At 36.1% G+C, this 24942-nt stretch carries 29 protein-coding genes; 13 read left to right on the top strand and 16 right to left on the bottom strand.

Annotated features, from left to right (window positions below):
- Positions 1 to 6: 6 nt before the first annotated feature.
- The 3 genes from EZY12_05375 to EZY12_05385 form a co-directional block, all read right to left on the bottom strand.
- Positions 7 to 1047, bottom strand: coding sequence for a DUF3326 domain-containing protein (locus tag EZY12_05375; GenBank protein ID QSX70525.1), 1041 nt, complete (start codon positions 1045 to 1047; stop codon positions 7 to 9).
- A gap of 48 nt (positions 1048 to 1095) precedes the next feature.
- On the bottom strand, positions 1096 to 1266 hold the full coding sequence (locus EZY12_05380; GenBank protein ID QSX69099.1) for a hypothetical protein: 171 nt from the start codon (positions 1264 to 1266) through the stop codon (positions 1096 to 1098).
- Positions 1267 to 1341: 75 nt separating this feature from the next.
- Entirely contained in the window at positions 1342 to 1659 is a 318-nt protein-coding gene (locus EZY12_05385; protein ID QSX69100.1) for a 2Fe-2S iron-sulfur cluster binding domain-containing protein, read from the bottom strand.
- Between the two features lie 210 nt (positions 1660 to 1869).
- Between EZY12_05385 and EZY12_05390 the strand changes: the two genes are divergently transcribed.
- The 3 genes from EZY12_05390 to EZY12_05400 are packed head-to-tail and all read left to right on the top strand — an operon-like array spanning position 1870 to position 2857.
- On the top strand, positions 1870 to 2274 hold the full coding sequence (locus EZY12_05390) for a hypothetical protein (GenBank protein ID QSX69101.1): 405 nt from the start codon (positions 1870 to 1872) through the stop codon (positions 2272 to 2274).
- A gap of 48 nt (positions 2275 to 2322) precedes the next feature.
- Complete coding sequence (locus tag EZY12_05395; GenBank protein QSX70526.1) at positions 2323 to 2592, top strand: type II toxin-antitoxin system Phd/YefM family antitoxin; 270 nt, start codon at positions 2323 to 2325, stop codon at positions 2590 to 2592.
- The gene (locus tag EZY12_05400) at positions 2579 to 2857 is read left to right on the top strand and encodes a type II toxin-antitoxin system RelE/ParE family toxin (protein ID QSX69102.1); all 279 of its coding nucleotides are present in this window, start codon (positions 2579 to 2581) and stop codon (positions 2855 to 2857) included. The genes EZY12_05395 and EZY12_05400 overlap by 14 nt, the downstream gene beginning before the upstream one ends.
- 1013 nt (positions 2858 to 3870) lie before the next feature.
- Here EZY12_05400 and EZY12_05405 read toward each other — a convergent pair.
- The 6 genes from EZY12_05405 to EZY12_05430 form a co-directional block, all read right to left on the bottom strand.
- Positions 3871 to 4284 (bottom strand): putative toxin-antitoxin system toxin component, PIN family, encoded by a 414-nt coding sequence (locus tag EZY12_05405; protein ID QSX70527.1) that lies wholly within the window; start codon positions 4282 to 4284, stop codon positions 3871 to 3873.
- Positions 4274 to 4498, bottom strand: a complete 225-nt coding sequence (locus EZY12_05410; GenBank protein ID QSX69103.1) for a hypothetical protein — start codon at positions 4496 to 4498, stop codon at positions 4274 to 4276. Before EZY12_05410 ends, EZY12_05405 begins: the two co-directional genes overlap by 11 nt.
- 194 nt (positions 4499 to 4692) lie before the next feature.
- Positions 4693 to 6123, bottom strand: a complete 1431-nt coding sequence (locus EZY12_05415; GenBank protein ID QSX69104.1) for a deoxyribodipyrimidine photo-lyase — start codon at positions 6121 to 6123, stop codon at positions 4693 to 4695.
- 122 nt (positions 6124 to 6245) lie between these two features.
- Positions 6246 to 7520, bottom strand: coding sequence for a dihydroorotase (locus EZY12_05420; protein ID QSX69105.1), 1275 nt, complete (start codon positions 7518 to 7520; stop codon positions 6246 to 6248).
- Positions 7521 to 7725: 205 nt separating this feature from the next.
- The gene (locus tag EZY12_05425; protein QSX69106.1) at positions 7726 to 8412 is read right to left on the bottom strand and encodes a PHP domain-containing protein; all 687 of its coding nucleotides are present in this window, start codon (positions 8410 to 8412) and stop codon (positions 7726 to 7728) included.
- 240 nt (positions 8413 to 8652) lie between these two features.
- On the bottom strand, positions 8653 to 9678 hold the full coding sequence (locus tag EZY12_05430) for a phosphoribosylformylglycinamidine cyclo-ligase (protein QSX69107.1): 1026 nt from the start codon (positions 9676 to 9678) through the stop codon (positions 8653 to 8655).
- Positions 9679 to 10229: 551 nt separating this feature from the next.
- Between EZY12_05430 and EZY12_05435 the strand changes: the two genes are divergently transcribed.
- Positions 10230 to 11744 (top strand): DUF4346 domain-containing protein, encoded by a 1515-nt coding sequence (locus tag EZY12_05435; GenBank protein QSX69108.1) that lies wholly within the window; start codon positions 10230 to 10232, stop codon positions 11742 to 11744.
- A 15-nt stretch (positions 11745 to 11759) separates the two neighbouring features.
- Here the strand turns inward: EZY12_05435 and EZY12_05440 are convergent, their stop codons facing one another.
- The 4 genes from EZY12_05440 to EZY12_05455 form a co-directional block, all read right to left on the bottom strand.
- Positions 11760 to 12152, bottom strand: a complete 393-nt coding sequence (locus EZY12_05440; GenBank protein QSX69109.1) for a hypothetical protein — start codon at positions 12150 to 12152, stop codon at positions 11760 to 11762.
- Positions 12145 to 12492, bottom strand: coding sequence for a hypothetical protein (locus EZY12_05445; protein QSX69110.1), 348 nt, complete (start codon positions 12490 to 12492; stop codon positions 12145 to 12147). The genes EZY12_05440 and EZY12_05445 overlap by 8 nt, the downstream gene beginning before the upstream one ends.
- Before the next feature lie 110 nt (positions 12493 to 12602).
- Positions 12603 to 13202, bottom strand: a complete 600-nt coding sequence (locus tag EZY12_05450) for a dCTP deaminase (GenBank protein ID QSX69111.1) — start codon at positions 13200 to 13202, stop codon at positions 12603 to 12605.
- A 57-nt stretch (positions 13203 to 13259) separates the two neighbouring features.
- A complete protein-coding gene (locus EZY12_05455) occupies positions 13260 to 13796 on the bottom strand; it encodes a P-loop NTPase family protein (protein ID QSX69112.1) in 537 nt (178 codons plus the stop codon).
- A 285-nt stretch (positions 13797 to 14081) separates the two neighbouring features.
- Between EZY12_05455 and rph the strand changes: the two genes are divergently transcribed.
- From rph to EZY12_05500, 9 genes are all read left to right on the top strand, one after another.
- Complete coding sequence (rph, locus tag EZY12_05460) at positions 14082 to 14825, top strand: ribonuclease PH (GenBank protein ID QSX69113.1); 744 nt, start codon at positions 14082 to 14084, stop codon at positions 14823 to 14825.
- A 46-nt stretch (positions 14826 to 14871) separates the two neighbouring features.
- Positions 14872 to 15645: an MlaE family lipid ABC transporter permease subunit gene (locus EZY12_05465; protein ID QSX70528.1), complete on the top strand. Its 774-nt coding sequence runs from the start codon at positions 14872 to 14874 to the stop codon at positions 15643 to 15645.
- Positions 15646 to 15716: 71 nt separating this feature from the next.
- On the top strand, positions 15717 to 16079 hold the full coding sequence (locus tag EZY12_05470; protein ID QSX69114.1) for a type II toxin-antitoxin system RelE/ParE family toxin: 363 nt from the start codon (positions 15717 to 15719) through the stop codon (positions 16077 to 16079).
- 5 nt (positions 16080 to 16084) lie between these two features.
- The gene (locus EZY12_05475) at positions 16085 to 16411 is read left to right on the top strand and encodes a transcriptional regulator (GenBank protein ID QSX69115.1); all 327 of its coding nucleotides are present in this window, start codon (positions 16085 to 16087) and stop codon (positions 16409 to 16411) included.
- An 815-nt stretch (positions 16412 to 17226) separates the two neighbouring features.
- Complete coding sequence (gene pgl / locus EZY12_05480; protein QSX70529.1) at positions 17227 to 17949, top strand: 6-phosphogluconolactonase; 723 nt, start codon at positions 17227 to 17229, stop codon at positions 17947 to 17949.
- Positions 17950 to 18105: 156 nt separating this feature from the next.
- Complete coding sequence (locus EZY12_05485; protein ID QSX69116.1) at positions 18106 to 19068, top strand: FHA domain-containing protein; 963 nt, start codon at positions 18106 to 18108, stop codon at positions 19066 to 19068.
- A 129-nt stretch (positions 19069 to 19197) separates the two neighbouring features.
- Positions 19198 to 20094 (top strand): acetylglutamate kinase, encoded by an 897-nt coding sequence (gene argB, locus EZY12_05490; protein QSX69117.1) that lies wholly within the window; start codon positions 19198 to 19200, stop codon positions 20092 to 20094.
- A 320-nt stretch (positions 20095 to 20414) separates the two neighbouring features.
- Positions 20415 to 20936 carry a tetratricopeptide repeat protein gene (locus EZY12_05495; protein QSX69118.1) on the top strand — a complete coding sequence of 174 codons (522 nt, stop codon included), beginning with the start codon at positions 20415 to 20417 and terminating at the stop codon, positions 20934 to 20936.
- 21 nt (positions 20937 to 20957) lie between these two features.
- The gene (locus EZY12_05500; GenBank protein QSX69119.1) at positions 20958 to 21737 is read left to right on the top strand and encodes a DUF3153 domain-containing protein; all 780 of its coding nucleotides are present in this window, start codon (positions 20958 to 20960) and stop codon (positions 21735 to 21737) included.
- A 235-nt stretch (positions 21738 to 21972) separates the two neighbouring features.
- On the opposite strand, the gene EZY12_05505 is transcribed toward EZY12_05500, so the two are convergent.
- The 3 genes from EZY12_05505 to EZY12_05515 all read right to left on the bottom strand — a co-directional run bounded on the left by EZY12_05505 (position 21973) and on the right by EZY12_05515 (position 24905).
- A complete protein-coding gene (locus tag EZY12_05505) occupies positions 21973 to 22488 on the bottom strand; it encodes an HNH endonuclease (GenBank protein QSX70530.1) in 516 nt (171 codons plus the stop codon).
- 399 nt (positions 22489 to 22887) lie between these two features.
- Positions 22888 to 23592, bottom strand: coding sequence for an RloB domain-containing protein (locus tag EZY12_05510; protein ID QSX69120.1), 705 nt, complete (start codon positions 23590 to 23592; stop codon positions 22888 to 22890).
- A 2-nt stretch (positions 23593 to 23594) separates the two neighbouring features.
- Complete coding sequence (locus EZY12_05515; protein QSX69121.1) at positions 23595 to 24905, bottom strand: ATP-binding protein; 1311 nt, start codon at positions 24903 to 24905, stop codon at positions 23595 to 23597.
- Between the last annotated feature and the right edge of the window lie 37 nt (positions 24906 to 24942).

Consider the following 24942-nt stretch of genomic DNA (forward strand, 5'->3'; position numbering starts at 1 on the left):
CACTGACTAATGACTAATGACCAATGACGAAGGATTAATACCTGCTTTGTGAGCGACTAGTACGCCTACTGCTTCTAAGTATGAGTTTACTTGCAAGGTTTGAATTCTTAACATGGGGGCAGAAACTTGGATCAAAGTTTTATTTTCTGCAACGGTAATGATTTGACATTGTTTCTGGCTTAAACTTAATAAAGCACTGTTTCCACAAGCTGTGGCGGGAATAATTAAAGCATCAACTTGATCTGCCCAGATATCAGTTGATAAAGAACTATAATTTTCTGTATTAATGATAAATTGCGGAGCGTTACTCAAGCCAACTAAAACACAAGGTAAGAATGTGTAGCCGATTTCTTCAGCCGCTGCACGGGGGGATAAATTGGCAGCTGGTGGTGCGGGAGAAAGGGCGGGAGCATGGGCGCAGGGAATTTTAAAGGTGCGGACTAATAAATGGCTAATGACGGCTTCTGCACCTGCTAGAGGGTCTACTCCTTGACCTTGGCGATAGTTTTCGACTGCGGTTTCGTCCATGTCGTCGGGGAAACGGGCAACAACAGCGATCGCTTCGGCTTTTTCTTCTATAATTAATTTCTCAGCAGCCCGTAATAAACTATCAGGATTCCCTATTGTTCCCCAACTTGTACCTGATGGAGAAGTCCGTAACTCTACGTTTAATGGGGCATCGGTAATAACATGATTTGTAATATTTAATCCCAGGGTTGCTCTAGCTGCGTCGGCTACCTGCAAGTGTCGCAGCATTAATTCCGGTTCGATACCTTGGTCTAAAAGTAACCCGACTCTGTTACTACGAACGGGACGTAAACCCCATTCTCCAGCCGCAAATTTATCTAAACCATAACCTTCAACGTAGAAGGCATTAGGGATATTCCAGTATAAACTTGCACCGTTCATGACATTGGGGTGAGTAATCAAGCGATCGCACACCTGTGATATAAGTTTAGCTACTGGTAAGGCATCACCAGCATAACCGCCAATCGCTGCCCCAATGCCGGTGGGTATAATTAAAATTACTGTGTATGGTTTTTGGATGGGTATCACAGGGTTTTTTTGTTTCGCGTTAAAACGCAAAGAAGAAATTTAAACAGTAACTACAGCTTCTACTGTGGCTGTTTGTTGTTTCTCGTCAACAGCAGTAATAGCCCAACGGAGGGGTTCACCTTGTTTTTGTAATTCTGCTGTAATGGCTTTTTCTAATTCTGTAGGAGTTTCTTCTAATTCAATTTCAGCGGTAATAAAGTGAGTTGTCATAATTCTAAATCCTTTGCTATTGATGATTTTGAGAATAAAGAAACTGTTGGGGAATAGGTAATTATTAATTATTACCTATGCTTTACCAAATTGTGCTTGATAAACGATGTCTTCTTTTTCGGTTTCAATTTTTAAATTAGAAAGAGGTTTAGCAACACAAAGTAAGGCATAGCCTTGTTTTTGCAAATCTGGACTTACACCCATACCCTCCGATTGCTCTACAGTTCCTTCTGTAACTAAAGCAGCACAAGTTGTACAAACACCAGCACCGCAAGAGGTGGGTAAGTCTAAACCCGTAGATGAAGCGGCTGTGAGAATAGTTTCATTTTCAGGAACTTGGATAGTATATGTTGTCCCTTGGTGGTTAATTTCTACGGTGTAAGTTTTAGACATATATAACAGCAGTATTTGGCAACGGACAAATATCTTATTGTACCTGATAATATATAGCAATTTTGTCTGATTTACGAAAATTTCTCTTTTTAACGTTGCTCAATTCTTATAGGATACCGCGCCATTAACCAATTGATTTATATCCATATATGTGTATAGTATCTTATAATTAATTTAGTAGCTCTTGTATCAAAATAGGTTAATTGACAGATGACTGATAAACGCGAACTTTCAGAACAGGATATTTGTACAAAGTATATTTTACCTGCTTTATTGCGTTCAGGGTGGGATATCACCAAGCAAGTCCAAGAACAGGTATATTTTACTGATGGTCGGATTTATGTTCAAGGGAATCAAACACGCCGGGGAAAGGCGAAAAAAGCCGATTATATTCTTTATTATAAACCGAATATTCCGATTGCTGTTATTGAAGCTAAAAAAAATATTTATCCTGTTGGTGCTGGTATGCAACAGGCTTTAAATTATGCAGAAATTTTAGATTTACCTGTGGCTTTTAGTTCTAATGGAGATGGTTTTTTAGAACATGATAAATCAGGTTTTTCTCATTTAATTGAACGAGAATTAAAATCTGAGTTATATCAGGTAGCAGCATGATTAAAATTTGTGTTATAATGCAGTGAAAATGTTTAAACTATGGAAACTATGCAGACTTATAATCTTATAGATGCTCCCAATAAACATGGTGAAATTTTTGATCAAGCAGCTATTGAACCAGTATTACTTACTCAAGAATCACAACCTAGTTATGTTATTTTTTCCGTAGAATTATACGAAAAAATGATTAATCAGATACAAGAATTAGAAGATCGGCTTTTGCTAGAAAAAGCTAAAACTGCTATTAATGAATCACAAATGGTTGGTACGGAGGCTTTTACATCTGCGCTGGAGAGTTTAGCTAATGGCGAAACTTGATGGTTTATCAACTGTTATGGATTTTTTGAACGGATTACAACCTAAAATAGCGGCGCAAATATCAAAAAAGGTTTTATCTTTAAATGTTGAACCTTTACCAAATGATAGTGAACAACTATCTGGTTATCAGGGTTTTTATCGAGTAGATAGTGGTGAATATCGAATTGTTTATAGATATTTTCCAGATCAAGATTTAGTCGAAGTGATTTTAGTAGGTAAGCGTAATGATGATGTTTATAAAAGATTAAAAAGGTTGCTAGGATAAACTTCAAAAATATCCAAAACAAAAATATATCCTAAAAATATATAAATATTTTCATGAATTTGTTGGGGTTCTCTCAGGTTATTAATAGAATTTGTCTGAATCAGGATGTCCACCGATTAAAGGATTTACAGGATGGAATGTAGAATGATTTTGATAATCTCAGTTCAGAAGATGATTAACATAATAATATTATTCAACAATGGATAATTAGTAAATAACATCCTGTAAATCCTCAAATCCTGTAAATCCTGATTCAGACAAATAAAATTATTTTGATAATCTCAGTTCAGAAGATGATTAACATAATAATATTATTCAACAATGGATAATTTATAAATAACATCCTGTAAATCCTCAAATCCTGGATATCCTGATTCAGACAAATAAAATTATTTTGAAAATCTCAATTCAGAAGATGATTAACATAATAATATTATTCAACAATGGATAATTTATAAATAACATCCTGTAAATCCTCAAATCCTGGATATCCTGATGCAGACAAATAAAATTATTTTGATAATCTCAGTTCAGAAGATGATTAACATAATATTTTTATTCAAAAATGGATAATTAGTAAATAACATCCTGTAAATCCTCAAATCCTGGATATCCTGATTCTGACAAATAAAATGATTTTGATAATCTTAATTCAGAAGATGATTAACATAATATTATTCAAAAATGGATAATTGGTAAATAACATCCTGTAAATCCTCAAATCCTGGATATCCTGATTCTGACAAATAAAATGATTTTGATAATCTTAATTCAGGAGATGATTAACATAATATTATTCAAAAATAGATAATTGGTAAATAACATCCTGTACATCCTTAAATCCTGAAAATCCTGATTCTGACAAATAAAATGATTTTGATAATCTTAATTCAGAAGATGATTAACATAATATTATTCAAAAATGGATAATTGGTAAATAACATCCTGTACATCCTTAAATCCTGAAAATCCTGATATGGCTTACGCCACGCTACGCCATCAGACAAATAAAATTAATTAAACCTACTCAAAAATTCATTAGCAGTAATAATTTCAATATTCCTAAAAGGATTTAATACCAATAAATCTTGATCACCAGTAATAATAAAGTCAGCATTACCGCTAATTGCTAACTCCAAAAACTTATCATCTTTGGAATCACGACAAATAGTAATAGATTCTTTTATTTCTATCAATTCTGACATCTCTACTAGTTTAAGAATAAATTCTTGCTTTTCCTCTACGGTAAAATATTTGTTAAATTTCTTGCGACTTAAAACTCGATTAAGTTCTAATAATGTTGGTTCTGAATATAAAGTTAATCCCTGTGCTTCTATTTTTTTAATTATCTGAAAAGGAGGAGAGTTTTTAATCAGCAATGCACTGACTAAAATATTATTATCTAAGACAAAACGGTTATTCTTCATCATCATCTAAAATCGCCTGTAATATCTCTGGTGTCAAACCTCTCTTTTCAGCTTTATCAGCAATTTCGTCCATCACTTGACTAAGAGTTTTATTAGCCAAATCAGGTTGAAAAAACAACTTAATTATGACACTTAGTTTTTGTTGTTTGTTAACTTCTGCCTCTCGATAAGCTTTCGCTACTTCATTATCAACATTAATAGTAATTGTTTCCATCTCAAACTCCTAGATTTGATACAAAAGACAATTGCCTTTATATTCCTATTTTACCATGATCTTGCAAACACCACGCACAACTGGATAAAAATCTTATATAGCTTGCTTCCTAAAGGATATTACCCCTACAGCATCACTAAAAATCAATATCCTGTAAATCCTCAAATCCTGGATATCCTGATTCTGACAAATAATTAACTAACAGCTTTTTGTTGCTGATATATTTGCTTAAATAAAGCTTGCTGTTTTTGATGATCAACAATAGGTTGAGGGTAATTTCCAATATATAATGGGGGAATTTTCCCAGTTACTAAATATCCCGTATCTACAGAACGCAATTCTGGTACCCATTGACGAATATATTCAGCTTCTGCATCAAATTTTTGCGTTTGACTCGCTGGGTTAAAGATGCGTAATGGTTGGGGGTCCATACCACTAGAGGCACTCCATTGCCAACCTCCATTATTAGCAGATAAATCACCATCAATGAGTTTCTGCATAAAATATTTTTCTCCCCATTGAGGATTAATCATTAAATCTTTAGTCAAAAAACTGGCAACTATCATTCTACATCTATTGTGCATCCAGCCAGTTTCATTTAATTGACGCATGGCAGCATCAACTATAGGATAACCTGTTTTCCCCTCACACCAAGCTTGAAAATATGTTTCATTATTTCGCCAAGGGAATGTTTTAAAAGTATCTCTATATGCACCATCAGCTAATGCTGGAAAATGGTACATACAGTGCTGATAAAATTCCCGCCATGCTAATTCTTTTTGCCATGTTTGGATACTGGCATTTACTTCATCACTATTACTATTTACTAAGGCTTCTATGGTAGTTTGCCAAATATTTCTAATCCCAATAACACCAAATTTCAAAGCTGCACTTAATTGAGATGTCCCATCAATTGCGGGAAAATTCCGCTGTTCTTCATATTCATTAATAGCAGATGTTGTAAAGTTCTCTAATCGTTCTTGTGCTGCTAATTCTCCAGGAGAAATTATTAATTCTGCATCCCAAATAAAACCTAAATCTTCAGCAGAAGGTAAATTAATTGTTCCTGCTTGTTGAGCAATTTCTTGTTCTTTCTCTGTTAAACCTGCAATATTTTCTAAAATTTGTACTGGTTTAGCCTTTGGTTTAGTAATCCAATTTTTCCAGAAAGGAGTATAAATCGTGTATGGAGTTTTTGCCCCGGTAAAAATTTCTTGTGGTGAGTGAAGTAATTGATCCCAATTTTGATTAAGAAACTCAATTCCGATAGTTTTTAAAGCTTCAATTACTGCTAAATCTCGTGTTTGTGAATAAGGTTCAACATCCCAATTCCAAAATACTGCTTTTGCTGTTAATGCTGCTGCTAATTGGGGAATTGCAATCACAGGATCATTTTGCAAAATCAATAATTGACTACCTGCTTGCTGATATCTTTTCTGGAGTGCTTGCAAACAGCCAATCATATATTTTACCCTAGCTGGGGCAATATCATCATGTTGGAGAATCTGAGGATCTAGACAAAATACACCCACAATTTTTGCACTTTTTTCTCTGGCCGCAGCTAGTCCTGTATGATCAGAAATGCGTAAATCTCGACGATGCCAAAACAGAATTAGATCAGACATGGAATATTAATATAGTTCTTATGTACTAAATTAGATTATACCAATTTTATGTAAGGCTGCACAAAATAATCATCAACCGTATTCATCTGCGTTTATTTGCGTTTATCTGCGGTCAAATATTCTTAAAATGTTACAGGATTACACCAAGTTTCCACCACCCGACCTGTAATTTCTTGTCCAAACCAAGGTGTATTATAGGAAAGTGTGTGGAGATTTGCTTTGTTTACATTCCAGATTTTTTGAGGATCAAATAATGTTAATTCGGCTTTTTCACCGGGTTGAATTGGTTTAATTTCTTGTTGTAAACAAGCTGCTGGTTGATGACTCAAAACGCGCCATAATTCTAAAGCTGTAAATTCGCCGGTGGTGACAAGATTTTGCCATAGTAGGGGTAATGCTAATTCTAAACCAATTGCTCCCGGTGGTGATTCTGCAAAGGCTTGAACTTTTTCTTCATAAGTATAGGGTGCGTGATCAATTGCGATCGCATTTATTACCCCGGTTCTTACAGCGTCCCGCAAGCATATCATATCTTGGTGATTTCCCAAAGGCGGATCTAAATGTAAGGATGTATGATAACTTCTCATAGATGTTGTATCGAGTAAAACGTGCATCCAAGTGGTACTAGCAGTAATCGGCACACCTTGAGATTTTGCCTGAGCAATTAATTCTACACTACGAGCAGTAGAAACACGCATAATATGGACTGGTGTACCAATATCAGCGACCAATTCTAATAATGCGGCAATAGCAGTTGTTTCTGCACTATAGGGTAGAGGGGATAATCCAATCCGCAAGGCTTCTGCACCTTCTCTTATTGTCCCATTAGCCGCTAAATGGCGATCGCATGGCCAAAAAGCCACCGGTTTGCCAAAGGGTTGAAGATACTCTAAAACCCGTCTAACTATCCCCAAATTGTCCCAAGGTTTAGCATCAGTAAAACCCACAACCCCCGCTGCGGCTAAATCGGCTACTTCTGTTAATTGTTTACCTGCTAAATCTAAGGTAATTGCCCCCCAAATATGCAGATGGGGACAAGGTTTTTGCCGATCTCTGTGTTGCTGTAACTGTGTGACTAGCGCAGGTTTATCAATGGCTGGTAATGTATCTGGCAAAACACCAACTCTAGTAAAACCACCAGCAGCAGCGGATTGGAGGAAAGAACTTAAAGTTTCTCGTTCTTCAAATCCAGGTTCGCCGGAATGACTATATAAATCAACCAATCCAGCCCCAAGAACTAAGCCTTGACAATCACGAATAGAGGTATCAGCACTAATATCTGTAATTTGTGGAGCGATAGCTTGAATATAACCGTCAATAATTAATACATCTGCTATTGTGTCAGTATGCTGGACAGGATCAATTACTCTTACTTGTTTTAATAGTTCTTTAGTCATGAAAAATATTACTTACCGATGCTATTTAGCCGTTCTCCATCTTACAGTAGATAAGTAGTTGGACAAAATTAAATTCACTCCTGGGGAGAGGGAAATGTTAACTCGGAACAGGAAGACAATCCGTTTAATTCATTTTATCTGGTTCAATGAAAATAGTAACTCCCTGGCTACGTAAACCAGGAGTTAAAAGGAGATAAATACAGATTTATAGCCTTTGCAGTAAATTTGCACCGTGTGTATCAGTACCACAGGTGTTCAATAAATCGAATTTTTCCGCTAACTGTTGTACTTCCTCTGTTTCCACAACACTAGGTTTCCAAGGTTTGGGGTTAGTGTAAGCGTAGAACGTCTCAACACCATCAATAGCAACATCCGCAGCCGCAGGAATCAGGTCAAAATGCGATCGCCTGTACCGGGCTGGGTGAGCAAGTACCGCTAGTCCTCCCGCTTCGTGAATAGCTGTAATCACGTTAACTGCTTGATAAGCCTTACCTACACTAGGTATTTTTTGTAAATAAGGCTTCATGCTGGGGTGTTCTGACTCAAAAGCATAAGCCAGAATGTGGACTTCAATATCTAGCAAATTGGCATTAATTTCTACACCACTCCACAGATGAGGAGGATGAGTATCAGGATTACTCCTTTTCCAATCTTCTAGCCAAACCAGGGCTGACTGGTAGCCACTGATACTATGATGATCAGTGATTGCTAGACCTCTTAAGCCAATTGCGATCGCTTGACTCATCAACTCACTCGGTTCTAGTTTGCCATCCGAGTGAACCGTGTGCATATGAAAATTAAATAACTTGGGACAACTTTGGGCATCAATGCGTTGGAATACTTGCTTTAGTAGTTCCTTAGAAACAGTAGTCCGGGCAAAATTTATAACCATAACCCTCTACACAAAAATTACATTCTTCTCAAAACACCAACACGCCACACTTATTAATGAGATATAACCAATACCACTAACTAGTAACTACAGATACTTCCTCAACTGCACTAATTGATTTTTGCAATATGTTAAGACTACGTTAGCAAATATTAACGCTGATGGCGATGAGTATTTTTGATTACTTCCATCAAGGGAATATAAATTTTGCGTATGGGTTCTATCTATTTACCATTATTATCACAACAAACCGACTAATTCACCGGCTCCAGTCACAACTTCACCAATCACATTAGCGGAGATATCCTGGGATTGAAAATGACTAATTACCTGTGCTGCTTCCTGGGGTGGAACTAATAACACAAAGCCGATACCCATATTGAATGTATTATACATAGCTTCAGCACTAACAGAACCAGCAGCAGCTAACCAATGGAATACAGGCGGAATAGTCCAACTATCAGGTATCATTTTAATTGATTGACCTGTACTTAAACATCTAGGTAAATTTTCTGGTAAACCCCCACCAGTAATGTGAGCCATGCCATGAATTTCCAAACCTGATTGCAACGCTGCTAAAACAGATTTTACATAAATGCGTGTAGGTGTGAGGCAAGTTTCTCCAATAGATTCACCATTTAATAAATCTGGGGTATCAGTCCAAGCAAAACCACCATCAGATACAATTTTTCTGACCAAACTCAAACCATTACTATGAACACCCGTACTAGCTAGACCAATAGCTACATCACCCACCTGCACCTGAGAACCATCGAGCATTCGGCTTTTTTCCACAATTCCCACACAAAAACCAGCCAAGTCATATTCACCAACTTGGTAAAAACCGGGCATTTCTGCCGTTTCTCCCCCCAATAAGGCCGAACCTGCCAATTTACAACCGGTAGCTATCCCCGCAACTACCTGAGTTAATTGTTCCTTATCTAATTTACCCGTAGCCACATAATCTAGAAAAAATAGCGGTTCTGCACCTGATGTCAACACATCATTAACGCACATCCCCACTAAATCTATACCAACAGTGTCATGACGGTTGAGAATTTGGGCTATTTTTAGTTTTGTCCCCACACCATCTGTTCCCGAAACCAAAACTGGTTCTTTATAACCTGTGGGGAGTTGAAAGCAGCCTCCAAAGCCACCCAGCCCCCCCAAGACCTCTTTTCTAAAGGTGCTTTGAACCAAATTGCGAATTTGATCTACAAAAGCTCTACCCGCTTCTACATCAACGCCTGCATCCCGATAATCCATGCCTAACTACACCGTTATCAATTCATAATTCAGGTTATTATTATCACACAATTTAGGTTTTAAAGACCTTCTTTGATAATTTGTGACAAATTCAAGTCAACCATTGTAATCTAAATTATAGCAAGAACATTATATACTTATTGTGGGGTGGGCATCCTGCCTGCCCATGTTATATTTAATTATGCCTACTTACTTGTAATAAATAGGTCAGATATTAAGAAGGAATAATTACTAATTATTTTCATTAATCTGGAGCTTCTTTGTGATTATTCATCGTTTTGATCATAATCCTATCTCTTCCCTCCTGTTTCGCTTGATATAGAGCTTTATCTGCCGCAATTAAAAGTTTATATAAATATTTGTAATTAATAGTTAATTTTTGTAAATAAAAAAATTTGCTACACTAGTACAGCACGGCGTAAATAAAACAACCATTCTCAATCGCCAAAAAGCTTACGCCATATTATTTTTGACTTTTGACTTTTGACTTTTGACTTTCGCCTTGCGGTACTAGTGCTATAATGATTAAGTTTTATTTTTAATCGCTAAAAATGACAAAAATTGGTCAACTCACCCAATTTTATTATACAGCACAGCACAAGCCCAACCAGTTAATTTATGGCAGTGGGCAAACCGCAGTGATTACAGGGTGGATGGTGAAGCAAGCGATCGCTAAACATCTACAATCAAATGAATATGCTGTAATTGGACAGTTATACTCACCAACCAGGGGTATAAATTTACTAATTCGCAATTTATTACTAAATCCTCATGTTCACTATTTAGTTATTCTCAATGCCACCAAAGAAGATAAAAATGCTGGTGCTTGTCAATGTTTAGGCGATTTTTTCCGTCATGGTGTGGAAGAAAATATTAGTGATGCTGGGCGAAAATCTTGGGTAATTCGTTCTGATATTCCTGGTTATATTGATATTGATATTGATATAAATGCCTTGGAAAAATTACGAAGTTCTGTAGAAATTCAAGACGCAATATCAATTTCTGATGCTGTCGAAAAAATTCAATATTACGCCCAAAAAGAAACAGTTGTACCTTGGGGAATACCTGAAGAATTTCCCATGATTACAGTTGAACCGACAGTTTTTCCAGGAACACGCTATGGACATAGAATAGAAGGGAAAACCATAGCAGAAACTTGGGTAAAAATCATTCACAGGATTAAAACAACGGGAACAATTAGACCAACTGGTTATGATGGTAAATGGCAAGAATTGATAGATTTAATGGCAGTTGTTACTGATGAACCTGAAGATTTCTATTTTCCTGAACCCAATTATTTACCCATAGATAGAGGCTTTTTAGAGGAATATATTTCGCAAATTTTAGATGACGCACCTAATCAAGAAGGAGTAAAATACACTTATGGGCAACGTTTGCGTTCTTGGTTTGGACGTGATCAAATTGAAAAAGTTATAAATAAATTAGCAAATGATATAGATTCCGCTAGGGCTGTGATGTCTTTATGGGATGCTAGTCAAGATGATAATGATAACCCACCTTGTCTGAATCATATTTGGGTGAGAATAGTTGATCATGAATTATCTTTAACAGCAACTTTTCGTAGTAATGATATGTTCTCAGCTTGGCCAGCAAATGCAATGGGATTAAGGGCTTTACAAAAATATATTTATAATTCTTTAGTTAAAAAAACTGATCATACATTGAAAATGGGGGCATTAATAACCATTAGTCAAAGCGCCCATATTTATGATGATTGTTTTGAAAATGTAGAAAATGTGATTAAATCCCAATATACTAAAATTGCCCAGAGAAAAGATTATTTTGATCCTGCTGGTAGTTTTATTATTACTGTACAGAATAATAGTATTATTGTAGAACATACAACGCCTGGTTCTGGAGAAGTAGTTAATTGTTATTCAGGCAAATCCGCACATAAACTTTCCCAGCAAATCTTTACAGATTGTCCTGGTTTACAAGTTTCCCATGCAATGTATTTAGGTGTGGAATTGCAAAAAGCGGAAGTTGCTTTGGTAATGAAAGAACAGTTTATTTATGAACAGGATAGACCTTTTAAAAGAATCTAACCTAATTTTTAAATTTTAAACAGATTGCAAATATTCTAACAATAGTAAGCGCAAGTAATCCAACATTCTAATATAACTCTTCATTTGTTCATACTTACCATTATTGTTAAAGTAAAATTCACCAATTTGGGAAACACTAAAAACTCGCATTCCTTGTAATTGAGAAATTACCTGATCTTTGTTAATTATTTGACTATTAGCTGCAATTTGACTAGCATAACCTCTTAAATTTACTGTTAAAAGTTCAATTTCTTCTAACAGTGAAAACTCTTCATTTTCTGGGAAAAACTGAGTAGCAATTTCTTTTCTTTCGCTGCGGGTATTTTGATAAGTATTAGTCAATTGTGACAATAATTGACTAATATTTTTCTTTGTCACTTCTTGCTGATTTAAAACTGCTTCAGTCATCATTAACTCCATAAGTAACTATCTTTTCGCTACCATATTTGTCTGGTCTGACAATCAGATATTCATCACCTTTACGATATACCGCTGAACTATCTCCACGATATCCAATTTTTGGAACTCTGACTGCTCCTCTTTTATTAAAGTTATGAGCTTTACGTAGATACTTTAAAGGGTCAATTTGTTTTCTATCAGCATGGTCTAATATACTCTGAGCAACACTGCTATAAGTAGCAGCATCCCATTCAGTCATATATCTTTCAATCTCAGCCACCTCTGTTAAAGTATAACCTTCTAATAGCTGTATTAGAAATGGGTCTAAGATTGATTCTTCTTCTGGCATGATTATTTAATTGGACGCTTGCAAAAGTTAAATGATAGCTATTTAGTTTTTCAAAACATAATTTCCAAGATACTATATTTAGAATAAAACTATTTTTTCTAAATATTGGACTATATCCGAGCCAGTGTAACAATCTCTAGCTGATCTTGATATTTACCCTGACGAGTATCGTAACTAACGGCACAAGGCTCACCTTCTAAAAATAGCAACTGTACCACACCTTCATTAGCATAAATACGACAGTCAGCGCTGGAAGAATTAGAGAATTCTAAGGTAAGATGACCACGCCAAGCCGCTTCAGCAGGTGTAAGATTAGCAATTATGCCACACCTTGCATAAGTAGATTTACCAATACAAATTACTGTAATATTTTCGGGAACTTCCAGTTTTTCTAATGCAACACCTAAACCATAAGAATGAGCAGGTAAGATAAAGTAACTACCACTAGCATCAGTATGTAGTGAAGCTGGTTCTAGATTGTGAGGATTAAAGTTTTTGGGATCTACTACAGTTCCAGGAATGTGGCGGAAAATCCGAAACTCAGCCCCAGAAAGGCGGATATCATAACCATAGGAAGACAAGCCATAGCTGATGACAGGTTGAACTGCTACAGATGGTTCTTTTTGTACTTTTCGGACTAAATTAGGCTCAAAAGGCGAAATTAGACCCTGTTGAGCCATTTCAGTAATCCAGATATCATTCTTAATCACAACTTCACGGGTAATTCAAACAGAATTACTAGCATACCGTAAACAAGGCTTTATATCTTAAGGTTGATGACTACGACGAATTTCCGTAATTTGATCTGCCACATCTAAAAGAGACGTTGGCATCTGAGAACCTGTGAGAATAATATCCAGATGAGAAGGACGTTGAGAAAGAAACTCTAAAACCTCAGTTTCCGGAATTAAACCCAAATTAATCGCCAAACTCAACTCATCTAATACCAGCAAAGAATATTTACCTTCACTAACTACCTTTTGAGTATGTTGCCAGAGTTGTTGTAAGGCTTGGTTTTCCGCTTCGTCCAAATCTGAACTATCAATACAACGGGGCAAATCACAGCGAATCCAATCTAAATGTTGTCCCATTTGGGTAGGTCGTTCATGTCCTTGACGAATACCACCTTTGAGGAACTGGACTATTAATACTGGTGTACCTTGTCCAGCAATTCTCAGTGCTTGTGCCATCACGCTCGTAAAAAAGCTCCGTTCAGGACTAGTAAAGACTTGGACTAGTCCTTTTACAGAATATGGTAAGCTTAGAGTCGAATTTAGACCTGGGGTTTCTAGTTGGGCAACCATAAGGCAAAGTTTAAAAACTCACTATAAATTTATTGACTGACAATTAAATGTAAATTTTCGCTGATATAGCCATTCTAAATGATTCGGTGAAAAATAGTAAATATTGTGGGGTGAGCATTGCCCACTAAAACCCTCCCACGGTGGGTATTGCCCACCCTACGTATAGTTTAAAAATCAAATAGAAGTCCCATAACAAAACATATAGTTATTTTTGAATTTTGAATTGTTCCCCTGCATCCTGGGGTAATCTACAAGGCAGTAAGCAAACATTTTGAGGCAATTTCAATGACTTGGCAACGTCCTGACGGTAGAACCCCCGGTGAACTCCGTCCCCATAGTTTTTACCCTAATTTCACCCGCTTTGCTCCTGGTTCGGTTTTGGCTAAATGTGGTGATACTCAGGTTCTGTGTACTGTCAGTGTCGCGGAAGGAGTACCCAGATTTTTGACTGGTAGTGGTAAAGGTTGGTTAACGGCTGAATATAGAATGTTGCCTTCTGCTACCCAGAAACGCAACGAACGGGAATTAATGAAATTGTCGGGAAGAACCCAGGAAATTCAACGGTTAATCGGGCGGAGTTTGAGAGGGGCGTTAGATTTTGAGGCTTTAGGAGAACGGACTCTAACCGTAGACGCAGACGTATTACAAGCCGACGCAGGAACGAGGACAATGGCCATTACAGGCGGTTTTGTCGCCTTGGCTCATGCTATTTCTGAATTATTACAGCAGGGAGTATTAGAGCGATCGCCTTTATGTGGACAAATAGCCGCAGTTTCTGTAGGCTTGTTGCAGGGTGAACCATTTTTGGATCTTAACTACCTTGAAGATGTAGCCGCAGATGTGGATTTTAATGTAGTCATGAATCAGAAAATGGGAATTATTGAAGTTCAAGGAACAGCAGAAGCCGGAAGTTTTAGCCGTCACCAATTGAATCAAATGTTAGATTTTTCTGAACAAGGTATCCAGCAATTATTAACTGCTCAAAGAAATGCAATTAGTGATTGGAATACCTTGTTTGTAGAAAATTAAGTTGTCATAATTCTCAAGTACAAAAATTCAATTAGTGGCCCTAAACTTGCAACCAAAAAGAAATTTAGAGCAATCTTGGCTAATTCGCTGTTTGTCAGCATTCCTGTTGTTCGGTCAAATTTTACTGCATTTCCTGCGCGGAAAAACCTACTATCGCAAGATATTAGAACATACTGTTACCGCAGGACCGGCTTCCCTCCCTCCAGTCTTGCTAGTTAGTGGTTTTGCTGGGATGATTTTCACTATTCAAACCGCTAGAGAATTAGTGAGATTTGGGGCTGTAGATTCTGTTGGTGGTGCATTTGCTTTAGCATTTTGTCGAGAATTAGCCCCGATTTTAACTGCTAGTATTATCGCTGGACAAGTTGGTTCAGCTTTTGCCGCAGAATTAGGAGCAATGCGAGTGACAGAGCAGATTGACGCTTTATATATGCTCAGAACAGATCCTATTGATTATCTAGTTTTGCCTAGAGTCATTGCTTGCTGTTTAATGCTGCCTGTAATGATGATTTTTGCTGTTGTCACAGGTATCATGGGAGGGGCTTTTGCTGCGGCACAATTTTATCAAGTCGTTCCTGAAATATTTTTAGAATCAGTGAGAACTTTTTTATTACCATCAGATATTTTTATTATTTTACTTAAGGGGATAATTTTTGGGATGATAGTCTCTGTGAATGGCTGTAGTTGGGGACTGACAACCCAAGGGGGAGCAAAGGAAGTAGGAGAATCAGCAACAACGGCTGTTGTTACTACTTGGGTAGCAATTTTTATTATGGATTTTATCTTGGCTTTGCTACTTTTTGAAAAACCTATATTGTAATTTTAAGTTTATTGAGAATAATACCGCTTGACACATGGTAACATATAAGTTACCATAAAAGTGTCTCTATTATGAAAGTTGAAGAATATCTTAAAGAAAATGGTTCAAGTCCCTATCAAGAATGGTTTGATGGATTGGATGCTCAAGCTGCTGCGAAGGTTACTGTTGCTAAGTTTCGTCTGGAGTCAGGTAATATATCAAATGTTAAATGGTTTGAGGGAATTGGTGAATATAAAATTGATTGGGGTCCAGGATATCGGATTTATCTGGCTCAGGACGGTAAGCAACTTATAGTATTATTTGGTGGGGGAACAAAGAAAAATCAGCAATCTGATATTAGTCATGCTAAAGAGTTGCACCAAGAGTACAAAAAGCGGAAAAAAGAACTTACTGAAAACCAAGAAACTGACAACAAAAATAGAGATAAAAGGTAGTTATTATGGCACTTACTAGAGATTTCAAAGAAACTGTTAATGCCCGAGTGCAAAAAGATTCTCAGTTTACAATAGCTCTACTTGATGAAGCTATTTTCCTCTTCCTGAATGGTGAACCAGAAACAGCAAGATTGATTTTGAGAGATATTGTTAATGCAACGGTAGGTTTTGAACAATTGGCAATTGAAACGTCTAAACCTAGCAAGAGTTTACACCGGATGTTATCGGCAAAAGGTAATCCGACAATGGATAATTTGACTGCTATTTTGAATGTTTTGCGGAAAAAGCTGAATGTTGATATTAATGTTCAAACGACTCTTATTTGCTCTTAAAGATTTTATTTATTGTTTTTGTCTAGTAACTTTTGAGGAAATATGAATAAGAAAACACAAAAAGAAACAGAACTCCAAAAGATAGCCAGCAATGGCTTTAACCTTCAAGAAAGCAGCGAGGGAGATATTGATTTAGCATTTATTTCTCTAAAAATTGCTTTTTAAAAGAGTTAGGTAGAGCAGCTTATACAGCACTTCCCGATGTTATGAGGTACATGAACCCCACCCCCAACCCCCTCCCCGCTTGCGGGGAGGGGGCTAAGATGTACCTCATAAGAGCGCAAACCGCTGTAATGCCAAATTATATTGGTATTGGCTATATAATAACGCAAAGGAAATAATTGAAAAAAAGGCTATTGTTGTTTCTCAAGACAATAATGGTTCTGAAATATGCAAATGTCCAGTCTGTGGGGTTAATTCTCTAGTAATTTATATTTATGAAGATGATGATTCTTCTTGGCCTTTTATTGCCAGGTGTGAATGTTGCTCATGTGAGATAAATTTAGATGATGATATCAAGAACGCTAGTGAATATGGAATTGAAGGAATAAGAGATTACTGGATGTAGCAAAAGAATATTTCTGTTTTGTTTATTTACCGATGTATTCTTTATTCTCTCAACAATCCGCTGCGGTGATGATCAGCGATTAGTACAACTGACTACTGACAACTAACCAAAAATAATGATAAAGAAGGTGGAGGCCGATAATTTATGGCTTAACTTGATGATATTAAAAGTTTCTTGAGTTAAACCGGAAAATTGTCAGAAGTTCGCTATGGTATTGCAAAGAAACAGGCTATGTATTGATAATGCCATGAACAAAACTGTTGAAGTCCTACCGGATGTATCGGCGCTCGTCCAACGGGCGCTAGAATTGATTCTGTCGAAAGTGGAAACTGCTATTAGCGAACGGGGGCAATTTACAATTGCTTTATCAGGTGGCAGCACGCCAAAACCTTTGTATGAAGCCCTAGCTAATCAAAAGTTGCCCTGGGATAAAATTCATGTATTCTGGGGAGATGAGCGTTATGTTCGGGCAGATCATCCTGATAGCAATGAACTGATGGCGCGACGTGCATGGTTAGATCAGGTGGCACTTCCCCAGGCTAATATTCATGCTATTCCTACTTTATCTGCTAACCCAGAAGTGGATGCAGCTAAGTATAACCAGCATCTACAAGCATTTTTTAATTCTGGTTCGGGAGAGTTCCCTGCATTAGATGTAGTTTTACTAGGAATGGGTGATGATGCCCATACTGCATCTTTGTTTCCCCACACAGCGGCTCTCAAGGTGAGCGATCGCCTAATCACTGTCGGTAATAAAGATGACAATCAACGCATCACCTTTACTTACCCATTTATTAACGCGGCTCGCAGTGTAATTTTTCTGGCTGCTGGTGCTAACAAAAGACCAGCCTTAGCCCAAATTTTCGCGCCTGTGGCAGATGATTTCGCCTATCCATCTCGGCTAATTCAACCCCAAGGAGAACTTTACTGGTTGCTAGATGCAGCGGCTGGTTTAGAACTCAACCACTAACTATGATTTTTGAGATTTGGATGATTTAGATGATTAAGAATAATCACCAATGATCAATGTGTTCTCACTCTAAGTAATTTTTAGCATCACCAGCTAAAGTTGCTTATGTGCTTGCCAGTAATATTTTTACAATGACCTTCACTAAGGCTTAAATCCATGATCGTCTGCCCTAATTGCAATCATCCCAACCCAGACGGCGCTGTTCAATGTGAAGCTTGCTATACGCCGTTACCAGCTACAGCTAATTGTCCTAATTGCGGAGCAACTGTCCAGTCAGATGCCGCTTTCTGTGGTCAGTGCGGTTATAATCTCCATTTTAACGCTACTCCCGCAGTTGCCCCAACTATTGCTCTTAAACCTGTACAACCAGCCCCAGTGGTCGCTCCTGACCTCATGATGCAACTGTTACAGCCCGATATTTTGGAAATTGCGCCCGCAGCCAATCCTCCTGCACCTGTAGCTGTAGTTCAGGAACAAGCTATTTATGTTCCTTCTGTACCTGCACCTGTAGTATCAGAACCGGAAATATATATTCCTCCTGTTCTGACACCTGCACCCGCACCTGTAGCTGTTCAGGAACAAGCTGTTTATATTCCTTCTGTACCTGCACCTGTAGTACCAGAACCAGAAATATATATTCCTCCTGTTCTTACCCCTCCACCCGCACCTGTAGCACCAGAACCAGAAGCTTATATTCCCCCTCCTTATGTACCCCAGATAGATCCCATCGCTATTCCTGAAGCAGCCCCAGCCGCACCTCAAGGAAAGGTGGCAAATACCCAATTACAACAGGTAGTAGCCCGGTTATTTCATGTTCAAGCTAACCAAGAAATAGAATTACCACAAAATCTCTCGGTTGTGCATATTGGTAAGCCTAATGATCGAATTCCGCCAGATATAGATGTTTCTGGATTCCCAAATTCGGAGATTGTCTCGCGGATTCACGCAGATATTCGGATTGAGGGAGATGCTTGTTATCTAGAAGATGGAGGTAGTTCCAATGGTACTTACGTTAACAACTTACCTCTGTTACCAGGAAACAGACATCGCCTCCGTCCAGGCGATCGCATCAGCTTAGGTAAGGGAGATTTAGTTACTTTCTTGTTTCAACTCTCTTAGGAATAGGTAATGGGTAATGGGTAATGGGTAGTCAATCTTCCTCTACCCCCCTGTTATCATGACAATAGCTTATTAGCTCTATTTGCTAGTTATCTCATAAACTAGATAACTAGCATCTTGGGTAAAAACATGATTAATGATACGGAATATATCAGGCAAGCTGAAGCTAATCGCGTAGAAATTCTCAGCGAAGCATTACCTTACATTCAACAATTCGCTGGTCGTACCGTTGTTGTTAAATACGGTGGCGCAGCAATGAAGGATAGTGACCTCAAAGATAAAGTGATCCGTGATGTGGTCTTTTTATCTTGCGTTGGCTTACGTCCCATTCTAGTCCATGGTGGTGGGCCAGAAATTAACAGTTGGTTAGGTAAGCTGGGAATTGAACCACAGTTTAAAAATGGTTTGCGCGTCACTGATGCAGCTACGATGGATGTAGTGGAGATGGTATTAGTTGGACGCGTAAATAAAGAAATTGTGGAACTGATTAATCAAGCTGGGGGGATGGCTGTAGGGCTTTGTGGTAAGGATGGTAATTTAATTACGGCTCGTCCTCAAGGGGACGAAGGAATTGGTTTTGTTGGAGAAGTTAGTAATGTCAATATCAAAATTTTAGAAACACTTTCTAGTAATGGTTATATTCCCGTTGTTTCTAGCGTTGCGGCTGATGAAACTGGACAGGCTTATAATATTAACGCTGATACCGTAGCGGGAGAAATAGCCGCAGCTTTGGGAGCAGAAAAATTAATTTTGCTGACTGATACCAGAGGAATTTTAAAAGATTATAAAGACCCTTCTACCTTAATTCCAAAAGTGGATATTCGGGAAGCGCGTCAATTAATTACCGATGGTATAGTCAGTGGGGGGATGATTCCTAAAGTGAATTGTTGCGTGCGATCGCTTGCTCAAGGAGTCAAAGCTTCGCATATTATTGATGGCCGCATTCCTCACGCTTTATTATTAGAAGTGTTTACAGATGTGGGGATTGGGACAATGATTCTGGGTTCTCATCAGTCGAAACAATAATCGGGATTGGGGATAAATTACAAGTTACAGCAAAATTAATTCAGTAAAACCCATAGCCCGCCAGGGAATGAATTCCCAGTCTAATAGCTCAAGTCATCTAAAGATGACTAAACATAACCCAAAAAATTTTAAAATTGTTTAGTAAACTTTAGTTTACTTCAGCTATTAGCCCGGAACTTAAGTTCTGGGCGGATATGGAAGCCAACAAATCAGCCATTTCTAGCTTAATTAAACACTCATGAGCATTGCTAAAATTCATTTACCGGAAATCTGCTTTAAGTTAAAATCCAAGCTATTGAATAACAACTGACAATTTACTAATGACTACAGAAAGTTTAGAACTCGCTAAATCTCGTTATCAAATGGGGACAACTGCTTTTGAAAATGGTCAATATCGGGAAGCTGTAGAAAATTTAGAAAAAGCCAGCGCCCTATTAGGAAAAAATAGCCGTTTTGCTGGTGAAGTCCAAATCTGGTTGGTGAATGCTTATGAAGCTGCGGAACGTTCCGAAGAAGCGATCGCTCTTTGTCAAGAACTCAGCCGTCATCCCCATTATGAAATTCGTCAACAGTCAAAGCGTCTACTCTATATTTTAAAAGCCCCCAAACTAAATCGGCCAAAAGAGTGGATGACAGAAATTCCTGATCTTGACGTAATTTCTGACAACAAATCTAAAATCTTTGTTACTTCTCAATCTCACAAATCTACATCTAAACCAAAACCTGTAGAACCAGAATATATTGACCTTAGTACAGTCAATACTACAGATAATCGCTTTATTTGGGTAGCTTTAATTGCTGTTGGTTTGACAATTTCCTATTTAGTTTGGTTGAGTTTTTAGCAAATCAGGAGAAATTTAGTCATGAATGTATTCACTCTAATTAAGATTAGATCACAGTTAATGAAATCTGTATCTTTGGCAATTACCAAAATCAAACCTATTGTATTTATGGTAATGCTTTCTTCATTACTTTTATCAGGTTGTATGAAGTATGATTTAGGAGTAAATTTTAACAGCACAAATAATGGTGAATTAGTCCAGCATATTCAGTTATCGGAAAAAATCACGATTTTTAGTAGTGATTATCTATCGCAATGGTTAAAGACTTTAGAAAATCGAGCGCGAACATTAGCAGGTTCGATAGAAAGAGTTTCCCCAACAGAAATTCTTGTTAAAATTCCCTTTACTAGTGCGAAGGAATTACAAGAAAAATTTACTGGCTTTTTCAATACGCGCACATCTGAAGATAGTGATGGTTCAGAAATATCAAATATTACCTCAACTTTAGTTGCAGAAGATACAAATTTTTTCATATTATCTAGAAATCATCTAGTCTATGATTTAGATTTACGTTCTTTGGCTATGTTGACTACTAAAGATGATAGTTCTATTGTCAATTTGGACTTTAGCTTACAAACACCTTGGGGAATAAAGAACATTGATAATAGTGAAAATGCTATTCAACCAGAAAAGCATGATAATCAACTAATATGGACAATTAAACCAGGGGCTATAAATCATATTGATGTAGTTTTTTGGTTACCTAATTTTCTGGGAATTGGGACTTTGTTAATTATTGGATTTGTTTGGTTGGGATTATATCTGAGATATACATTCTTACCAAGTCCCATTGTTCAGTAATCTAGTAGGGTGCGTTAATGAAATGTAACGCACCGTTATATTGTTAGAATCAGGATGTCCAGGATTTAAGGATTTTCAGGATTGAGTTATTTTTGCTAAAATAGCGATTGCTCTTAAAATTCACTATATCATTTTGTCAGAATCAGGATATCCAGGATTTGAGGATTTACAGGATAGGGTTATTTTAGAGGATAAAAGATTAAGCGATACCTTCGGTCAGCTTCGCGATCGCTAACTAATTTTGATTGAATATATTCAGATATTTAACCATATTTTTAATTTGTTCTATGGTATATGGAGGATTTTTTTGATGTATCATTGTATGGCAATTAGGACATACTGGACGTAAATCTTCAATGGGATTAACTTCATATTCTTGATTAATTTCAGATAAAGGAATTAAATGATGAACATGAATAAAACTTTTACCTATTTCTCCAAAAGCTTTTTCAAAATTAAATCCACAGACATAGCAATTTGTTCCATAATGTTGAATACACTGTTTTCGAGCTTGATTATTTCTTTCATAACGATTTACAGTTATTATTTGTTTTGAACCTTCATAAAGATTAATAATTTCATCTTTATCTGCTAATTCTTCAGCTAATTTAAAAGATACTTCATTGAAATCATAATTTGATTTTTTATTAACCCAACCTAATTCTTCTAAAGCCATTGCAACTTCTTCATACATTTGCCACAAAACCTTATTTGGATTATTTTTATCAATATAGCCACCACTGGATAACATAGTCCAATACTTATAACTAGGTTCTATTCCAATTGCATCTGATAATAAATGTCCTAAACGACCATAAATAATATTAACACGTGCAAAACCTCCCTTGATTTCTGCTAATTCTGCAAGTTGTGTTGCTGTAACTATTTTATTAGGAGAATAATATTGTTTTTGAAGTAAGCATCGTTGCTGATCATTTATAGGTGGTTTAATATCTTTAAATCCCTGAACATATTGTTCTTTTGATGGTAAATTATCAAGTTTATGTATTTTCATGCTTTTCTAAAAGCTCACTTTTTTTAAAAATTTTAGTCTTCACTTGCATCTCTATTTAAACTAATAGCAATTTGTATATTAAAAAGCATTAAACAAATATAACATACTTCTAATTGACTATATCACAAAAAGCGATTATTCATTCTTCTTTTCTGATGTAAAAATGACTTGATTAAGTTTTTCCACTAATTTATAAACAGTTGTTGATGGATTGATATTGTGTCTTTTAATTCTTTCCTCTATGGTTAATTTATCATCATCTACTTCCCTCTCATTACCATAGCTTAACCAAAGTTTTCTAGCAAATTTAATAGCATTAGATTGTTTATCTTTTAATTTTTCATACATATCTTCAGAATTTTTCTCGTATTTTTCACCCAATCTTGTTTTTGCACTTAGCATATTTTCATAATTACTTCGATGAGTTTCACTTTGATAATATTCATAATGCAATAAATACCATAATTCAAAAGCATCATTAGAAACCGCTAAATTTAATTGATTTTCTATTGCTAATCTAATCGCTTCATTAAAATTTTGCTGATTATTATTTTCACGCTTTAAGTCTCTATCAAATACACACCAAACTTCATCATCTTCATAATTACCTTGTTCTTTTAACTTTTTAGCTATTGTAACAACTGTTATTCCTACCGCACCCAATCCTTTAATAGTAATATATAGAGTTTTATTAGCGTGTGCTATTTTTTGAAACCCTTCAAAATAATTTGGTTCAGTTTCTTCCCCTTCACAAACAATCAAAAATGTTTTTCCTTTTGATCTACCACTTACTTTCCTTTGAGAATACATTGAATTATTTCTTGAATTTTGTCTTGCCATTTTTAATCATTAGATAATAGATTTTTAAAATTACCAATAAAGGGAATTGCTCCATATCTTCCGCGAATATAATCTGCTTCCAAAGGATCATCTTCTGCAATATCATCATATTCAGCTAAAGAATATAAATCGGTTGCTCCTTGTTGATTTTTTTCGGTAAACCAGATTTGATCTCTTCTTAATAATCTACCACCAAATAAATTAGGATTGAGTAAATTAGTATCATGAGTCATAAAAATAAGCTGTGCAGATTTTGAATTATATTTTTTTGAATTAAACAACTCAATAATTTTATGAGTAATGATAGGATGTAATTTTGCATCCAATTCATCTATAATTAAAATTTGACTAAACCTCAAAGCGTGTAAAAGTAAGGCTGAAAAATAAAATAGCTTTTTCGTTCCTTCAGATTCATTTTCTTCCAAGTCAAATTTCTCAACTCCAATTGCTTCACCATTTTCATTATATTTTTCGTGAGACGTTTGGATACTAGATAATTCACCCGAAGATGAGCGGAGAATTATACTTTTTAATTCATCTGGTATGGATAATGGCAAATTTTCTAAAGATATTTTTTCTTTGGTAATATTGATATCTTGAATTGATAAATCTAAATCTTTAATTAATTTAATACTATCTTTTTTGATTAAAGGAGACTCAAGCAATTTTAAAGTAACTGTTTTATAAAAGTTATCATGTATTCCTGAACCAGATATAACTTGACAATTAGCAAACCATTTTATTATTTCAGCAGAAATTTTACCATTAAACTGTGCTACAACAGAAAGAAAAAGAGAATTATGTTTAGTCTTATCTTCTAATTTTAATCCTTCTTGAAAAGATTTTTGATTGATTTTAAATCTGTTGCCATTTCTTTGAAATAATTGATACTCTTGAACTTTACCCTTGAAAAATAGCCATTCCTGAACAACTTTATCTTTAGATACTTTAAAACCATATTTATATATTTTTTTGTTTAGATACAAAGTTGCTTGAAAAAAAGATGGTTTATCTTCTGTTTCTGTACTAAGTCTGAAAGGTTCAACTGCAATATCATCTGTGAATTGCATTTCTTTAGAAGAATTAATCACGAAGTCTTTCATAAAACCAAATGCTTTAGCAAGATTGCTTTTTCCACTAGCATTAGCACCATAAATAGCCGTTGTTTTCAGTAATTTCAATTCTTCATTAACTGAAAATACATTATTTTCATCTAATTCTGCATTTTGACTCTGAATATCAGAAGCAACCATACTAAAAGTAACTGTATCTTTAAAAGACAGAAAATTCCCCACTTGAAATTCAATTAGCATGAATTTAATTTACTCCTTTGTTTATATTTTTATCTAC

Source organism: Dolichospermum sp. DET69 (assembly GCA_017355425.1).
GTDB lineage: Bacteria > Cyanobacteriota > Cyanobacteriia > Cyanobacteriales > Nostocaceae > Dolichospermum.

Excerpts from the sequence above, each read along its gene's own strand:
- EZY12_05475 (QSX69115.1), top strand. The coding sequence starts at position 16,085 with ATGGCACTTACTAGAGATTTCAAAGAAACTGTTAATGCCCGAGTGCAA.
- EZY12_05400 (QSX69102.1), top strand. The coding sequence starts at position 2,579 with ATGGCGAAACTTGATGGTTTATCAACTGTTATGGATTTTTTGAACGGA.
- EZY12_05385 (QSX69100.1), bottom strand. The coding sequence starts at position 1,659 with ATGTCTAAAACTTACACCGTAGAAATTAACCACCAAGGGACAACATAT.
- EZY12_05470 (QSX69114.1), top strand. The coding sequence starts at position 15,717 with ATGAAAGTTGAAGAATATCTTAAAGAAAATGGTTCAAGTCCCTATCAA.
- pgl (QSX70529.1), top strand. The coding sequence starts at position 17,227 with ATGAACAAAACTGTTGAAGTCCTACCGGATGTATCGGCGCTCGTCCAA.
- EZY12_05495 (QSX69118.1), top strand. The coding sequence starts at position 20,415 with ATGACTACAGAAAGTTTAGAACTCGCTAAATCTCGTTATCAAATGGGG.
- EZY12_05395 (QSX70526.1), top strand. The coding sequence starts at position 2,323 with ATGCAGACTTATAATCTTATAGATGCTCCCAATAAACATGGTGAAATT.
- argB (QSX69117.1), top strand. The coding sequence starts at position 19,198 with ATGATTAATGATACGGAATATATCAGGCAAGCTGAAGCTAATCGCGTA.
- EZY12_05440 (QSX69109.1), bottom strand. The coding sequence starts at position 12,152 with ATGACTGAAGCAGTTTTAAATCAGCAAGAAGTGACAAAGAAAAATATT.
- EZY12_05420 (QSX69105.1), bottom strand. The coding sequence starts at position 7,520 with ATGACTAAAGAACTATTAAAACAAGTAAGAGTAATTGATCCTGTCCAG.
- EZY12_05410 (QSX69103.1), bottom strand. The coding sequence starts at position 4,498 with ATGGAAACAATTACTATTAATGTTGATAATGAAGTAGCGAAAGCTTAT.
- EZY12_05415 (QSX69104.1), bottom strand. The coding sequence starts at position 6,123 with ATGTCTGATCTAATTCTGTTTTGGCATCGTCGAGATTTACGCATTTCT.
- EZY12_05445 (QSX69110.1), bottom strand. The coding sequence starts at position 12,492 with ATGCCAGAAGAAGAATCAATCTTAGACCCATTTCTAATACAGCTATTA.
- EZY12_05500 (QSX69119.1), top strand. The coding sequence starts at position 20,958 with ATGAATGTATTCACTCTAATTAAGATTAGATCACAGTTAATGAAATCT.
- EZY12_05515 (QSX69121.1), bottom strand. The coding sequence starts at position 24,905 with ATGCTAATTGAATTTCAAGTGGGGAATTTTCTGTCTTTTAAAGATACA.
- EZY12_05510 (QSX69120.1), bottom strand. The coding sequence starts at position 23,592 with ATGGCAAGACAAAATTCAAGAAATAATTCAATGTATTCTCAAAGGAAA.
- EZY12_05390 (QSX69101.1), top strand. The coding sequence starts at position 1,870 with ATGACTGATAAACGCGAACTTTCAGAACAGGATATTTGTACAAAGTAT.
- EZY12_05485 (QSX69116.1), top strand. The coding sequence starts at position 18,106 with ATGATCGTCTGCCCTAATTGCAATCATCCCAACCCAGACGGCGCTGTT.
- EZY12_05425 (QSX69106.1), bottom strand. The coding sequence starts at position 8,412 with ATGGTTATAAATTTTGCCCGGACTACTGTTTCTAAGGAACTACTAAAG.
- EZY12_05405 (QSX70527.1), bottom strand. The coding sequence starts at position 4,284 with ATGAAGAATAACCGTTTTGTCTTAGATAATAATATTTTAGTCAGTGCA.
- EZY12_05455 (QSX69112.1), bottom strand. The coding sequence starts at position 13,796 with ATGGTTGCCCAACTAGAAACCCCAGGTCTAAATTCGACTCTAAGCTTA.
- rph (QSX69113.1), top strand. The coding sequence starts at position 14,082 with ATGACTTGGCAACGTCCTGACGGTAGAACCCCCGGTGAACTCCGTCCC.
- EZY12_05505 (QSX70530.1), bottom strand. The coding sequence starts at position 22,488 with ATGTTATCCAGTGGTGGCTATATTGATAAAAATAATCCAAATAAGGTT.
- EZY12_05430 (QSX69107.1), bottom strand. The coding sequence starts at position 9,678 with ATGGATTATCGGGATGCAGGCGTTGATGTAGAAGCGGGTAGAGCTTTT.
- EZY12_05435 (QSX69108.1), top strand. The coding sequence starts at position 10,230 with ATGACAAAAATTGGTCAACTCACCCAATTTTATTATACAGCACAGCAC.
- EZY12_05380 (QSX69099.1), bottom strand. The coding sequence starts at position 1,266 with ATGACAACTCACTTTATTACCGCTGAAATTGAATTAGAAGAAACTCCT.